The organism is Bradyrhizobium sp. Rc3b (genome assembly GCF_900114915.1).
Taxonomy (GTDB): Bacteria; Pseudomonadota; Alphaproteobacteria; order Rhizobiales; family Xanthobacteraceae; genus Bradyrhizobium.
On the sequence record NZ_FOUS01000004.1, the window covers coordinates 158,706 to 172,761 of the forward strand.

Sequence of the window (14,056 nt, forward strand, 5' to 3'; positions counted from 1 at the left end):
CAGGGAGAGCTCGATGAAGGCCGCCGTCCTCTATGAAGTCAACCAGCCGCTCGTCATCGAGGACGTCAGCCTGCCGAAGCCGGGACCGCGCGAAGTCTTGATCCGCACCACGGTCGCCGGGCTCTGTCACTCCGACCTGCATTTCATGGAAGGGCTCTATCCGCATCCGCTGCCCGCGGTGCTCGGCCACGAGTCCGCTGGTGTCGTCGAGCAGGTCGGCTCCGATGTCACTTACGTCAAGCCGGGTGACCACGTCGTCACTTGCCTGTCGGTGTTCTGCGGCACCTGCGACAACTGCACCACGGGCCGCACCGTCCTCTGCACCGACACCACCGTGAAGTTGCTGCCGGGCGCCTCAAACCGGATGCAGTGGTCCAAGCCTGAGAAGCTGCACCAGTTCCTCAATCTCTCGTCCTTTGCCGAACAGATGCTGGTGCACGAGAACGCCATCGTCAAAATCCGCAAGGAGATGCCGCTCGATCTCGCCGCGCTGATCGGCTGCGGCGTCATCACCGGCTATGGCGCGGTGGTGAATACCGCGAAGGTGACGGCCGGCGAGACCGTGGCGGTGATCGGTTGCGGCGGCGTCGGCATGGCCGCGATCAACGGCGCGCAGATCGCCGGCGCCGGCCGCATCATCGCCATCGACACCAATCCGGCCAAGCTCCAGCTGGCGACCAAGCTGGGTGCGACCGACATCATCAACCCCGCCGACGGCGACGTCGTGAAGCAGGTGCGCGATCTCACCAATGGCGGCGTGCATCATTCCTTCGAGGTGCTCGGCCGCAAGGAGACAGCCGAGCAGGCGTTCGGCATGCTCGCCTCCGGCGGCACCGCCACCATCGTCGGCATGATCCCGTTCGGCCAGAAGATCGAACTGCACGGTTTCGATTTCCTGCGCGAGCGCCGGATTCAGGGCTCCTCGATGGGTTCGAACCATTTTCGCGTCGACATGCCGCGCTTGGTCGACTTCTACCTGCGTGGACGGCTGCATCTGGAGGACTGGATCTCGGCGAAATTGAAGCTGTCCGAGATCAACGAGGGTTTTGCCAACATGAAAGCCGGCAAGACGCTGCGCAGCGTGATCGTGTTCGACAGCTAGCGCCACGGACGCCGTCGTCGCTCGAAAATCAAGTCAACGCGACGCGGCCGGACCGTCGGCCGAGGCGCAACGTGTCTCCTTCACGAGCAACAGCGTCATGGCCGTGGCGAGACCCGCGACGAGCATATACGCGACGGATACGTTCAAGCCGGGACCCGCGAACAGCAGATAGGAGAACAATCCCGCAGTCGACGCGGTGAAGCCAAGCCAGGCAAACCTCGGAAGGCGAAATCCACGTTCGCCGTGGCGGAGATCGAGCACGAGGTAGAACACGAGAAGGGTGTTGCAGAGCGCCGCCGGCAACAGGCCCATGACGATCTCGCTCTCGAATGCGAGGTAGGATAGCACGCCATCGACTTGGGCAATCACCGCGAACGGCAGATAGCGCAAATTGAGGCAGGCCAGGGCGATCGCCGCAAGCTCGAACCCGTAGAAATAGCGCTCGTGCATCTTCGGAAGCAAATACGGCATGAGGATGAGCGATACGCACGCGACGAGCAGAATGAACTCCGGCCCCGTCCGCCTGGACTGTGCGATGAAGATCGATAGGGCAAGCCCGCTCGCCGCCGCGAGCACGAGGCCGGCGGCGACGCCGACCGTGTACGGCGTTCCTCCCGCGAACACCCAGATATTCGCTGCATTCATGGTCAGGTGATGAAATGTGTTGGCCTGGCCGAGATAGATCCCGAATACGGAGACCAGGGACCTGCCGGCGACGAGAACCGGAATGGCGAGGATCGCATAGGCTCCCGGAATAGCGGCAAGCCATGCCAGGTGGATCCTGCGGCGCAGGATCATGCCCAGCACGAACGGCCCCAGGAAGACGCCTTGGGCTTTCACCGAGCAGGCCACTGCGAACGGCACAACGCCGTTTCGGTCCCGCATGAACATCGCCACGGAAATCAGCGCGAAGAAGGTCCAGATCGAATCGGCCTGTCCCCACATTGCGCCATTGAAGAGCACCGTCGGCGCAAGCCACACCGCGCAGAAGGCCAGGGAGGCGCGCAACGGCACACTTGTCACGCGCCAGACCATCTGGGCCACGACGATCGCGCAGCCGAACTCGAATATGGCCGAGATCATCTTCACGAGGGAGAGCGGCTGGCCCAGCCAGTCAAATCGGGCGGCGATCAGCAGCAGGTAGCTGTAGAACGGCGTGTAGTTGGTGAAAGCCTCGGCCAGCCCGCCAATGCCGTGATCTCGAGCAAAGCTATACCAGGTGATGTACTCGGCGGCGTCAGCGGTCGCGTGTTCCCGCGCGAGGTAACGGAGCACAAGGCCCACGAGCCCGCACCCGATCGCTATGGCGATCGGAATCCGCCATCTCTCGGGCAGCGTCTCGTCTGGATTGACGCGATGATAGGGGTCGCGAAGCGCACCTATCTCAATTGTATCGTTTGTCACGCAATCACTCTCGCCGGATTCGCAGCGTGTCCTCCCGACATGCTCGAGATCGATGCCCTGAGGGGACCTCTCGTCGACTGCAATTTTGACGGGCGAACGATTGCCAGCTGGATAAATCTCAGATGAGCGGTTTGCCCATTGCTCGGGAAAAGATTGTTTGGTTAGCGATTGCTTTATGGCAGTCGTCGAATCCCGCGGTGCGAGGGGGGAACGGCAGCGTCCCCTCCTCACCGCGACACGTGTGCCGACACCGCGAGCCACTTGCCATTTTGCTTCGCCCAGCAATCGGTGTAGCGCCCCGTCGCCTGCTGGCCATCCGCCGTGGTGTAGCTCGTCGCGGCGTGGATGACGGCGAAGTCGCCCATGATGCGGATGATGACGTCGCGCTCTTTCAAGTTCCGGATAGCGATCGGCCGCGCTGTCTGCTCCAGGAAAGCGGCACGGTCGACCAGCGTCTTGTCGGGATTGGAGCAATAAAACTCCGCCGCCAGGATTTCGTCGAAACGCTTGACGTCGCAGTTCTGCACGGAGGCAACGTAGTCACGGTTGAGGGCGGTCAGTTGGTCGAGGTCCTGGCTCATGCTGCTTCCTTTCCGTCATTCCGGGGCGCCCGACGCGCGAGCCCAGAAATCGCGACGTTGTCGTCCTCCGTCATCGCGAGGAGCCCGCGACAAGATTGCGAAGCAATTTTGCGCCGGCGACGAAGCAATCCGGACTGTCGCCTCGGAAAAATTCTGAATTGCTTCGCTTCGCTCGCAATGACGGGAAGAACTAGTCATTAAATAGTGGCGGCGGCGTGAACCCGCCGAACTCACGCTCGATCAGTTCAGCGAGCTTGAGCGGCGTGCGGTCTTCGAGGAAGGGGCCGATGATCTGGACGCCGACCGGCAGACCATCCTTCGACAGGCCGAGCGGAACGGCCGTGGCCGGCAAGCCCGTCAGCGTGGCGATGCCGGGCCAGGCAAGCTGGTCCGGATAGACATGGTCCTTGCCGTCGATATTGATCCGGCGCTTCTCCTGCTCCGGCGAATGATCATGCGGATAGGCGGGGGTCGGCATGATCGGGCAGATCACCGCATCGAATGACCTGAACAATTGCCGCCACTGCGCACGCAGCCCGGCGCGCGCGCCTTCGTCGAACACCCAGGCCTGATGGCTCGAGGTCATGCCGCGCAGGCGCTCGGCCGCAAGACTCTTGTCGTCGGGCGAGAGTTGCGCCGCGCCGGCCCGCGCGCCGGCGAGAATGTCCGGCGGAAGGAAGGCGCCCAGGAAGCTCATCAGCATGCGCATATAGAGACGCGAGGCCTCCCGGAAGTCCGGAAACAGCGGGCTTTCGCGCGCGACGTTCGCGCCGGCGCCCGTCAATCGCCCGGCCAGCGTGTCGATCGCGCCGCGAATGTCGGAATTCGCAGGCAGCAGCGGATGGCTGTCGATCACAAGCAGGCGGAAATCCTTCAGCCTGTCGTGGCGTGCGTCCGGCAGCGCCAGCTTGTATCCGATGCCGAGGTCGACCGGATCGGGACCGGCCATCACGTCCAGCAACAGCGTCAGATCGGCTGCACTGCGGGCCATCGGGCCGATCACCGCCATATCGCGTTCCATCGGGACCGCAGGAAATGGCGGCGGCGTATGGCCGCGCGTGGGACAGAGATTGTAGGTCGGCTTGTGCGCATAGACGCCGCAATGGAATGCCGGCACGCGCAGCGAGCCGCCGATGTCGGATCCGAGCGAGAGCGGTCCGTAGCCGGCCGCAAGCGCTGCCGACGAGCCGCCTGATGAGCCGCCGGGTGTGCGGCCGAGATCGTATGGATTGTTCGTCGTGCCGTAGATGTCGTTATAGCTCTGCCAGTCCCCCAGGCCCACGGGAACATTGGTCTTGCCGAGAATGACGCCGCCGGCGTTCTTCACCCGGGAGATCGACAGCGCGTCCTCCGTTGGCTTGAAATCCTTTTGCGGCGTCCAGCCCCAAGTTGTGGGCAGGCCCGCGATGTTGAAGGATTCTTTCACCGTCACCGGAATTCCGAGCAGCGGTTTTTTCTCGCCGCGCGCCAGCGCCACATCCGCCTCGCGTGCCGCACTGCGGGCGCGATCAAAATCCCGCACGCAGATCGCATTGACCTTGCCGTCGTGACGCTCGATGCGGTCGATGGCATCCTGTGTAAGCTCGACCGCGGAGACCTTCTTTGCGGTCAATGCGGCCGACAGCTCGACCGCGCTCTTGAAACTCCATTCCGATCTGGCCACGGCGCTTCCCCTGCTCTTGTTGTCGGAGGATGATGCGCAGTTTGCCCGAATGCTGCAACCGCCGTTTGATCGCGATTGATGCCCGGTCGAGCCGGGGCATGACAGCGAGGGTGGGGGCTTACGCCGCCCCGATCAACACGCCGACCGCGAGCACGATCGCGCCGCCGAGCACGATCTGGAACACGGCCTGGAGGAACGGCGTGTCCATATAGCGGGAGCGAATGAAGGCGATCGCCCACAATTCGAAGAACACGACGACGCAGGCGATCGCCGTTGCGATCCAGAACGCATTGGCCCAATGATCCGGCACCAGATAGGGCGCGGTATGGCCGAGCCCGCCGAGCGTCGTCATCGCGCCGCAGGTGATGCCGCGCAGCCAGGGCGAGCCGCGCCCCGTAAGCGATCCGTCGTCGGACAGCGCCTCGGCAAAGCCCATGCTGATGCCGGCGCCGATCGAGGCGGCGAGGCCGACCAGAAACGTTTGCCAGTTCTGGTGGGTGGCGAAGGCCGCCGCGAACAGCGGCGCCAGCGTCGAGACCGAGCCGTCCATCAATCCGGCGAGGCCCGGCTGCACATATTGCAGCACGAACATGCGGCGGTTGGTGCGATCCTCCTCGGCGCGGACGTCGGAATTCAGGATCTCGCCCGTCAGCTTTGCGGCGGTCTCCTCGTGACCTTTCTCGGCTTCGGCGAGATCGCCGAGCAGGCGGCGCACGCCGACGTCCTGGGCCTGTTCGGCGGCCTTCACGTAGAAGCGCTCCGCCTGCATCTCCATGGTCTCGACTTCCCTGCGGATGGCGTCGAGCGACAGGTTCTTGGTGAGCCAGACCGGGCGGCGGCGCAGGAATCCCTTGACGTCCTCGCGCCGGATCGGCGGCAGATGCTTGCCGAAGCGCTGCTCGTACAATTCCAGCAACATGTGCCGGTGGCCGCGCTCCTCCTCGGCCATCTCCTCGAAGATCTTAGCCGTGTCCGGGTAACGCTCGCGGAGGTCCTCGGCGAAGGTCATGTAGATGCGGCTGTCCTCCTCCTCGGAGGAGATCGCGACCGCAAGCACCTCGCGCTCGGTCAGATCGGCAAAATTCTTCACGGCGGCCCTGTATCAGTAGTTTAGAATTATTCTAAACTATATAAGGGGCCGGAGTTCCCGGGTCAAATCACGCGGTGCGGGTTCTGGCGAGGAAGTCCAGCAGCAGCCGGTTCACCTCGGCGGGCTGCTCCTGCTGCACCCAATGTCCGGCGCCGTCGACGAGATGGCAGCCGAGCATCCTTGTGCAGCCGCGCCCCTGCATCGCCTCGAACACGCCCGGACGCTGGTAAGTGCCCCAATCCTGCTTGCCTGAGATGAAGCATGAGGGCACGTCGATGCTGCGTCCTGCAAACAGCTGCATCTCGCTGTTGAGCATGCCCGACGTGCCGTAGCGATACCATTGCAGCCCGCCCTGGAATCCGGTGCGGCCATATTCGGCGCTGTAATAGGCGAGGTCGCTGTCCGGCAGCCATTGGTTGGCGGCGATCGCGGCGGGCGAGGGCATTTCCTTCGCCACCGTCTCGGCCATGGTCTGGTTCAGGTCCATCACATAGTAGGTCGGCAGTTTCGCGAGTTCATCCGCCGACCAGGACTTCAGCGGATACGGCTTGTTGTCGGTCCAGTCCGCGCTCTTGTGATGATAATAGGCGCGCAGGAAATCATGGACGCCCTGCGGCGCGTGCTGCATGTCGGCGTTCGCCTCGCGTGTCGAATAGTACCATTGATAGTGCTTGCGCGGCCGCGGCAGCGCGGCGAGCTCGCGATGCACGGAGTCTTCGGCGGGCGGCTTTGCTGGTGTGTCGACGGTATTGAAGGGCAGGGGCGGCGGCCCGCCGAACGGCGCGCTCATCATCGTCACCGAACGAAACACATCAGGCCTTATCAGCGCGCACCAGGATGCGACCGGGCTGCCGAAATCGTGCCCGACCAGATCGACCTGCTTGTAACCGAACGCCGACACCAGTCCGAGCGCATCGCGCACCAGGTTGAAGTGCGAGAAGGGCGCGAGATCGCCGTCGTACTCCGCGCGCCATCCCGTCGTGCGGCCATAGCCGCGCTGGTCCGGCGCGATCACGTGATAGCCGGCCGCAGCCAGCGTCGGCATCACCTTGCGCCAGGAGAAGGCGAGCTCGGGAAAACCGTGCAGCAAGAGGACGCATGGCCGCCCCTTGGTCTCGAACCCGGCCTCCAGCACATGCATGCGCAAGCCGTTGATGCCGTCGACATAACGCGAGCGGATTCCGGCGGGCAGGGGGATGTCGGGGAGTGCGGGCATCGTGTCTCTCCACTCGGGTGGAATCGCAGGGTGGGCAAAGCGGAGCGGGCCCACCATAAAGAGTGGTGGGCACGGCGCGCGAAGCGCGCGCCTTTGCCCACCCTACGGCATCTCGCTAAACAGCCGCGCACACGAATGCACTGCCCTTGCGCCGGATCTTCCCCACCGAGGGCGAGGGGAAATGCGCGGTACAGCACAGCGTGTCGGTGTCGCAATAGCGTTCCAGGAAGCTGCGGCGCGTTTTCGCTGCCGCGACCGGATCGACGTCGAACTTGATCGACAGCTCCGGATAAAGCGTCTGCAGCGGCGAGTGCATGAGATCGCCGGAGAACACGGCATCGTCCTTGCCGCGGCCCATCGTGATGGCGATGTGGCCCGGCGTGTGACCAGGCGTCGGCAGGATGCGGACGTGATCACCGATCTGATGATCGTTGCCGACGAGCTCGTGCCTGTTGGCCTCGACCACCGGCAGCACGCTGTCGGCGAAGGGCGGAATCTCCGTCTTCGCATTCTCCGCGAACCAGTGGTCGTATTCCTGCCTGGCGAAGACGTAGCGTGCCTTGGGGAAGGTCGGCACCCAGCGGCCGTTCTCCAGCCGCGTGTTCCAGCCGACGTGATCGACGTGCAGATGCGTGCACATCACGAAGTCGATGTCCTCGACCGCAAATCCGGCGGCGCCCAGCCCGCGCAGATAGGTGTCGTCGGCTTTCATGTTCCATTTCGGCCGATTGGGGCGCGGCTTGTCGTTGCCGATGCAGCTGTCGATCAAAATGGTGTGGTGCGGCGTCTTCACCACATAGGACTGAAAGCACAGCAGCAGCACGTCCTGGTCATCCAGCGCCTTGCTCTCGCGCATCCAGGCCCGATTCTCGGCCAGCACCTCCGCCGTCAATCCCGGCAGCATCTCCAGCGCCGGGACGAACGAGGTTTCCTGCTCGATGACGCGATGGATGGTGAGATCGCCGACCGAGAACTTCAGGCTCATGAGAACTCCGGTTGTACAGCATGATTCCGGAAAAGTGTGCAGCGGTTTTCCGACAGGATCATGCTCAGACAATCAAGCTAAAGCGCGATGACGATCATCGCGCTTTAGCTGGCCGGCGGCACCGAGATCTTCACGGAGGGCCGCTCCAGCATCTTCTGATGGAAGGCGTCGAGCTTCGGATAGGCCTTGCGCCAGCCGCAATCGGCGAAGCGGAAATCGGCATAGCCGAGCACGCAAACGAGGCCGATCTGCGAGATGTCGAAGGGACCATTGAGGACTTCGGGCATGTTCTCGAAGCGCGCCATGCCGGTCCAGGCGCGGTTCCAATGGTCGTCCGACCACGCCTGCCATTGCAGGCCCTGCGGCCGCACCATCTTCTCGTAGCGGCACAGCAGCATGGAATCGAGCATGCCGTTGATCAGCGAGTGATTGGTCTTGGCCTTCCAGCGCCGCGGGCCATAATCCGGGATCAGGCTGCCGCCGGCGATCTCGTTGAGATATTCGACGATGACGTAGGAATCCAGGATGACGTCGCCATCATTGGTGATCAGCACCGGCAGCTTCTTCAGCGGCGTGATCTTCGAATAGTCCTCATTGGCCGTGCCCGGTGCGACGCTTGCGGGCACGAGCTCGATCTTGTCGATCAACCCGAGCTCGATCGCGGCGATGCGCACCTTGCGGGCGAAGGGCGAGGCGGGGGAGAAGGTGAGTTTCATTGGAAATAACCTCTATCCAGGCACACAGTCCTCATCCTGAGGAGCGCGCCTCTTGGCGCGCGTCCCGAAGGATGGACAACGAGGGACGCTCTCTCGTTGCCCGGCGCGAACGCCGGGCAACCGTGCTTGTGGCGCATCCTTCGAGACGCGCGCGTTGCGCGCTCCTCAGGATGAGGGCGGCGGCTTACGCCGCGATAATCTCCTGCCTCTGCTCGCCGAGACCCTCGATGCCGAGGCTGACGACGTCGCCGACATTGAGGAAGGTCGGCGGCTTCATGCCGAGGCCGACGCCGGGCGGGGTGCCGGTCGTGATGACGTCGCCGGGCAGCAACGTCATGAACTGCGAGACATAGGAGATGCACTTGGCCATGGAGAAGATCATGGTCTTGGTCGAGCCGGTCTGGCGGCGCTGGCCGTTGACATCCAGCCACATCGACAGGTTCTGCACGTCCTTGATCTCGTCCTTGGTTGCGAGCCACGGTCCGAGCGGGCCGAACGTGTCGTGCGACTTGCCCTTGGTCCACTGTCCGAGGCGCTCGATCTGGAAGGCGCGCTCGGAGACGTCGTTGCAGACGCAGTAGCCGGCGACGTGGTTCAGCGCGTCGGCTTCCGAGACATATTTCGCACGGGTGCCGATGATCGCGGCGATCTCGACCTCCCAGTCGAGCTTGGTCGAGCCGCGCGGCTTTTCGACCGCATCGTTCGGGCCGGACAGCGATGTGTTTGCCTTCATGAAGATGATCGGCTCGCTCGGGATATCGGCGCCGGTCTCCTTGGCATGGTCGGAGTAGTTGAGGCCGATCGCGACGAATTTCGAGATGCCGGTGACGGGCGCGCCGAACCGCGGCTTGCCGGAGACCGCCGGGAGTGAGGCGGGGTCGAGGCCTGCCAGCTTCTTCAGGCTCTCGGGCGAATAGGCCTCGCCGGTGAGGTCCTTCAGATGCGCCGACAGGTCGCGTAACTGGCCGGATTTGTCGATCAGGCCGGGCTTTTCCGCGCCCTTCTCGCCATAACGAACAAGCTTCATTCTCGTTTCTCCCTAGGAATGGACCGATCGGTTAAACAGCTTCATGGAACAGGGCGGCGGGAAATTCAACCGCCCAGAGCGGGGCGCATTGCAGCCCTTCCCTCGTGGCGTAGGCGGAGGTGGGTTAGCCGAAGGCGTAACCCACCACGTCTGCCTCCGCGAGGACGGAAGAGGTGGATTACGCCGAGCAGATGCGCTTCGCGCATCTGCAGGGCTAATCCACCCTACGAATTCTACGATTGCAGCGCCACAAACCTGAATGCCTCTCCATCCCGCCTGATATGCCCGGCCGAGAAATGGCCGCCGATCACCAGCGTCGGCGTGTCGGCAAAGCGGCCGAACAATTCGCGTCGTGTTTCGGCCGACTGCGTCTGGTCGGAATCGGCGGTCGAGGACCAGTCGAGATGTGCCATCTGGCAAGGGTGATGGGCGACGTCACCCGTAAGCAGACCCTGTTCGCCATCCGATCGGATGAGAATGCTCATATGGCCGGGACTGTGGCCGGGGGTCGGGATCATGCTGATCTCCTCGCACAGCTGGTGATCGCTCGGGATCAGATCGGCCCGGCCGGCATCGACGATCGGCTTCACGGAATCCTCGAACACGGCCCGCTTGTCCGGCTCGGTCGAATGTTCCAGCCAATGCTCGTATTCGGTCTTGCCGAAGACGTAGCGTGCCTTGGCAAATGTCGGCACCCATCGGCCGTCGACCAGCCGCGTATTCCATCCGACATGATCGACATGAAGATGCGTGCATAGCACCGTGTCGATGCTGTCGGGCGCAAAGCCCGCCGCCATCATCGTCGCCAGGAACGGTGTGGTGCGGTTGTTCCAGGTCGGAACATTGCGGCCCTGCTTGTCGTTGCCGAGGCCCGTATCGACAACGATGCGGCGCGAAGGCGTCTCCACCACCAGCGAATGGATCGACATTTTCAGCCGGCCCTCTTCGGTGGCAAAATGCGGGATCAGCCAGGGCAGCTTCTGAACCTCTGCGTTGCTCGCGAGCGGCAGGATGAAGCGGGTCGAGCCGACCGTCTCCAGCTCCACAATCTTGGTGATTTTGACTTGGCCGACCTTCCACTGCATCCGGCGCCTTCCCATGTTCTTGCCTTGATGCCGAAAGATGCGCCGTTTCCGCCATCAAGCGCAATGGATCATCTGACGCGGTGCGGCGTTATCGCGGGAACCCCAGGAAAAAGCCGAAGAGGAAGCCATGCCAGAGCTTGCGATTTCCGCGGAGAAGGTCGCCTTCATCATCGAGAAGGCGCGTGAATTCGACGTCAAGGAGGGCGATTCCGATCCGGATTCCGGCTCGAACGCGAGCGATGACGACGCGCTCGATGTTCTCGAGGACGACGGCTCCGATCCTGTCGTCCAAGAACTCGGAAGCTTCATGATCGCCCTGAACGAGGACGAGCAGCTCGATCTCGTCGCGCTGACATGGCTCGGTCGCGGTGACGGCACGATCGACGAGTGGGACGATTTGCGCGCCCGCGCGGTGGAGGCGCGCACCGAATATCGCAGCCCGCGCCGCGAAACCGTGCATTATCTGCTTGGCGAGCCGATGCTGGGCGATCTGCTCGCCGATGGTCTCGACGAATTCGGCATCGACTGGACCGACGAGCGCACGACGGCCGACTCGTCTGGTCCGAGCCAGCAGGACGAAGACGAGCCGACGAAGCAGCGGTGATGATCGGGGCTCTGACGCCTCCACATCGTTATGGCCGGGCTTGACCCGGCCATCCACGTCTTACTTTGCCGAACAAAGAACGTGGATGCCCGGGACAAGCCCGGGCATGACGATCTTTCGTGGAATGCGCCGCTGCGGATGCGATGATGGGTTACAACGTCCCCGGGAACGCGCCGCCATCCAGGAGGATGTTCTGCCCCGTAATGAAGCCGGCCTTGGCGCCGCACAGGAAGGCGCAGGCATAGCCGAATTCGTCGGGCTGGCCGAAGCGGCCGGCGGGGTTGAGCTTGGCGCGCTCGGTCAGGATCTGCTCGGCCGAGACGCCGCGCTTGTCGGCCTCGGCCTTTGCGGTGCCGGTCAGGCGATCCGTCTCGAACGGGCCGGGCAGCAGGCCGTTGATGGTGACGTTGTTGATCACGGTCTTGCGCGACAGGCCGGCGATGAAGCCGGTGAGGCCGGCGCGCGCGCCGTTGGAGAGGCCGAGGATATCGATCGGCGCCTTCACCGCGGCCGAGGTGATGTTGACGATGCGGCCGAACTTGCGCGCCATCATGCCGTCCACGGTCGCCTTGATCAGCTCGATCGGCGTCAGCATGTTGGCGTCGATCGCCTTGATCCAGTCGTCGCGGGTCCAGTTGCGGAAATCGCCGGGCGGTGGACCGCCGGCATTGTTGATCAGGATGTCGGGCTCGGGGCAGGCCTTCAGCACGGCTTCGCGCCCGGCCGGCGTCGTGATGTCGCCGACGATCTCGGTGACCTTCACATCAGGATAGGCCTTCCGGATCTCGTCCGCCGTTTTCTTCAAAGCTTCCGCGCCGCGCGCGGTCAGCGTGACGTCAACGCCGGCATCAGCCAGCGAGATGGCGCAGGCGCGCCCGAGACCCTTGCTGGATGCGCAGACGATGGCGCGGCGACCTTTGATCCCAAGATCCACTGTTTCACTCCCGTAATGTCAGGCAGGTTTTGGATGCCGCTATTCTAGCCAACATCGGTGCCGCTGATAAGGCATGGGCTCGCATCAAAATGCATGGCGCGTCCGCGCGGCGATGCAAATGCGCAGGCATGATCCGGAAAAGTGCGTAGCGGTTTTCCGAAAAGTTCATGCCCAAACAACAAAGGCGCGATCTTCTCGCGCGTCAGATGCGCCGCTCCTGCTTGAGGCGGTCGATCGCGGAGCTCGCTTCCGGGGGCAGCGATTTGAAGCCCATCTGACCCGCCGTCGAGAACAGCGGCCGCAGATGCGAGCCGGCGAGAAACGGCGGCTGTTTGTTGGCCGGCACGATCTGGTCGAACACCAGGACCAGCGTGGTGGCGACGAGACCGACCCTGACGGCGCCGAGCGCGGCGCCGCCGAGCCGGTCGCCGATACCGGCGTCGCGGATGGTGTCGTTCAGCACCAGGCGGCCGATATAGCCGAACAGCATGCCGACCACCACGAAGATGCCGAACAGCCAGATCCAGTTCTGCAGCAGAGGCGCATTCGGATTGCCGGCGATTTGCGGCGCGATCAGCGGCATCAGCGCGACCGCGATCGGCGCAGCGAGGAGATAGGCGAGGATGGTCATGGCGCTGCGGAGCAGGCCGGTCCTGAAGCCGAAGCCGGCCGCGATGGCGAGCGCGGCATAGACGGCGAGATCGAAATTGTTCATGAGCAAGCCTGCCTCAATGGAACGAATGAACGCCGGACCGATCATTCCGGTTTCAGATCGCTAAAATCGTCTGTATTGATGGCTCCAAAAGCTCGAGGGTTACGCCAATGTCAGGCCTATTCGACGTCAGTAAAGAAACCATCCTCGTCACGGGCGCGAGCCAGGGGCTGGGGCGGCAATTTGCCCGGGTGCTCGCCGCCCACGGGGCGGCCGTCGCGCTCGCGGCGCGTCAGGCCGACAAGCTGAAGAGCCTGGAGGAGGAAATCCGCGGCAAAGGCGGCCGCGCCGCCGCGGTCGCGCTCGACGTCACCGACACGGCCTCGATCGCGCGGGCCGTCGATGCGGCAGAGGCTGCGCTCGGTCCCGTCACGGTGCTGATCAACAATGCCGGCATCGCCATCGAGAAGCTCGCCACCGAGCAGACCGAAGCGGATTGGGACGCGGTGATTGGCGCAAATCTCAAGGGCGCCTATTTCCTCGCGACGGAAGTCGCGCGGCGCATGATCGCGCGCAAGCAGTCAGGCAACATCGTCAACATCGCCTCCGTGCTCGGCACCGGCGTCCTGAAGGCGGTGTCGCCTTACGCGATCTCCAAGGCCGGCATCATCCAGGCCACCAAGGCGATGGCGCTGGAGCTCGCCGGTCAGAACATCCGCATCAACGCGCTCGCGCCCGGCTATATCGACACCGAGATGAACCACGCCTTCTGGTCGACCCCCGCAGGCGAGCGCCTGGCCAAGCGCATCCCGCAGCGCCGTGTCGGCGCCGAGTCCGATCTCGACGGCGCGATTCTGCTGCTGGCGTCACAGGCGTCGCGGTACATGACGGGGAGTGTGATTACCGTCGACGGTGGTTTCCTGTTGAACTAAGTCTCACTGGCGTCCCGGACAAGCGCGCCTCAAGCGCGCGCAGATCCGGGATACATAACCGCAGC

14 protein-coding genes are annotated in these 14,056 nt (G+C 63.6%); 3 read left to right on the forward strand and 11 right to left on the reverse strand.

Going from position 1 to position 14,056, the window contains the following annotated elements; all coding sequences use genetic code 11:
• Window positions 1–13 precede the first annotated feature (13 nt).
• Window positions 14–1,102 carry a Zn-dependent alcohol dehydrogenase gene (locus tag BM190_RS10760; RefSeq protein ID WP_028140641.1) on the forward strand — a complete coding sequence of 363 codons (1,089 nt, stop codon included), beginning with the start codon at window positions 14–16 and terminating at the stop codon, window positions 1,100–1,102.
• A 33-nt stretch (window positions 1,103–1,135) separates the two neighbouring features.
• On the opposite strand, the gene BM190_RS10765 is transcribed toward BM190_RS10760, so the two are convergent.
• From BM190_RS10765 to BM190_RS10805, 9 genes are all read right to left on the reverse strand, one after another.
• Window positions 1,136–2,386 (reverse strand): putative hexosyltransferase, encoded by a 1,251-nt coding sequence (locus BM190_RS10765; RefSeq protein ID WP_244550634.1) that lies wholly within the window; start codon window positions 2,384–2,386, stop codon window positions 1,136–1,138.
• Between the two features lie 347 nt (window positions 2,387–2,733).
• On the reverse strand, window positions 2,734–3,087 hold the full coding sequence (locus BM190_RS10770) for a nuclear transport factor 2 family protein (protein WP_092254233.1): 354 nt from the start codon (window positions 3,085–3,087) through the stop codon (window positions 2,734–2,736).
• 190 nt (window positions 3,088–3,277) lie between these two features.
• Window positions 3,278–4,750, reverse strand: coding sequence for an amidase (locus BM190_RS10775; protein ID WP_092254235.1), 1,473 nt, complete (start codon window positions 4,748–4,750; stop codon window positions 3,278–3,280).
• Window positions 4,751–4,868: 118 nt separating this feature from the next.
• Entirely contained in the window at window positions 4,869–5,840 is a 972-nt protein-coding gene (mbfA, locus tag BM190_RS10780; RefSeq protein ID WP_092254237.1) for an iron exporter MbfA, read from the reverse strand.
• A 67-nt stretch (window positions 5,841–5,907) separates the two neighbouring features.
• Window positions 5,908–7,056: an alpha/beta hydrolase gene (locus BM190_RS10785; RefSeq protein WP_092254239.1), complete on the reverse strand. Its 1,149-nt coding sequence runs from the start codon at window positions 7,054–7,056 to the stop codon at window positions 5,908–5,910.
• Between the two features lie 115 nt (window positions 7,057–7,171).
• Entirely contained in the window at window positions 7,172–8,041 is an 870-nt protein-coding gene (locus tag BM190_RS10790; protein ID WP_092254241.1) for an MBL fold metallo-hydrolase, read from the reverse strand.
• Window positions 8,042–8,145: 104 nt separating this feature from the next.
• A complete protein-coding gene (locus BM190_RS10795) occupies window positions 8,146–8,757 on the reverse strand; it encodes a glutathione S-transferase family protein (RefSeq protein ID WP_092254243.1) in 612 nt (203 codons plus the stop codon).
• 184 nt (window positions 8,758–8,941) lie between these two features.
• Window positions 8,942–9,784: a fumarylacetoacetate hydrolase family protein gene (locus BM190_RS10800; RefSeq protein WP_018321387.1), complete on the reverse strand. Its 843-nt coding sequence runs from the start codon at window positions 9,782–9,784 to the stop codon at window positions 8,942–8,944.
• Between the two features lie 233 nt (window positions 9,785–10,017).
• Window positions 10,018–10,869, reverse strand: coding sequence for an MBL fold metallo-hydrolase (locus BM190_RS10805; protein ID WP_177237027.1), 852 nt, complete (start codon window positions 10,867–10,869; stop codon window positions 10,018–10,020).
• Window positions 10,870–10,996: 127 nt separating this feature from the next.
• Here BM190_RS10805 and BM190_RS10810 point away from each other — a divergent pair, with 127 nt between their 5' ends.
• Window positions 10,997–11,473 (forward strand): DUF3775 domain-containing protein, encoded by a 477-nt coding sequence (locus BM190_RS10810; protein WP_026202540.1) that lies wholly within the window; start codon window positions 10,997–10,999, stop codon window positions 11,471–11,473.
• A gap of 151 nt (window positions 11,474–11,624) precedes the next feature.
• Here BM190_RS10810 and BM190_RS10815 read toward each other — a convergent pair whose 3' ends face one another.
• Window positions 11,625–12,407, reverse strand: a complete 783-nt coding sequence (locus tag BM190_RS10815; protein WP_018321389.1) for an SDR family oxidoreductase — start codon at window positions 12,405–12,407, stop codon at window positions 11,625–11,627.
• A 202-nt stretch (window positions 12,408–12,609) separates the two neighbouring features.
• On the reverse strand, window positions 12,610–13,122 hold the full coding sequence (locus tag BM190_RS10820) for a CvpA family protein (protein ID WP_092254887.1): 513 nt from the start codon (window positions 13,120–13,122) through the stop codon (window positions 12,610–12,612).
• A 107-nt stretch (window positions 13,123–13,229) separates the two neighbouring features.
• On the opposite strand from BM190_RS10820, the gene BM190_RS10825 reads away from it, so the two are divergent.
• Complete coding sequence (locus BM190_RS10825; RefSeq protein WP_028140629.1) at window positions 13,230–13,991, forward strand: SDR family oxidoreductase; 762 nt, start codon at window positions 13,230–13,232, stop codon at window positions 13,989–13,991.
• Window positions 13,992–14,056 lie beyond the last annotated feature (65 nt).

Coding starts and splice junctions, on each gene's coding strand:
- BM190_RS10760 (WP_028140641.1), top strand. CDS start 14: ATGAAGGCCGCCGTCCTCTATGAAGTCAACCAGCCGCTCGTCATCGAG.
- BM190_RS10770 (WP_092254233.1), bottom strand. CDS start 3,087: ATGAGCCAGGACCTCGACCAACTGACCGCCCTCAACCGTGACTACGTT.
- BM190_RS10785 (WP_092254239.1), bottom strand. CDS start 7,056: ATGCCCGCACTCCCCGACATCCCCCTGCCCGCCGGAATCCGCTCGCGT.
- BM190_RS10790 (WP_092254241.1), bottom strand. CDS start 8,041: ATGAGCCTGAAGTTCTCGGTCGGCGATCTCACCATCCATCGCGTCATC.
- BM190_RS10795 (WP_092254243.1), bottom strand. CDS start 8,757: ATGAAACTCACCTTCTCCCCCGCCTCGCCCTTCGCCCGCAAGGTGCGC.
- BM190_RS10800 (WP_018321387.1), bottom strand. CDS start 9,784: ATGAAGCTTGTTCGTTATGGCGAGAAGGGCGCGGAAAAGCCCGGCCTG.
- BM190_RS10805 (WP_177237027.1), bottom strand. CDS start 10,869: ATGCAGTGGAAGGTCGGCCAAGTCAAAATCACCAAGATTGTGGAGCTG.
- BM190_RS10810 (WP_026202540.1), top strand. CDS start 10,997: ATGCCAGAGCTTGCGATTTCCGCGGAGAAGGTCGCCTTCATCATCGAG.
- BM190_RS10820 (WP_092254887.1), bottom strand. CDS start 13,122: ATGAACAATTTCGATCTCGCCGTCTATGCCGCGCTCGCCATCGCGGCC.
- BM190_RS10825 (WP_028140629.1), top strand. CDS start 13,230: ATGTCAGGCCTATTCGACGTCAGTAAAGAAACCATCCTCGTCACGGGC.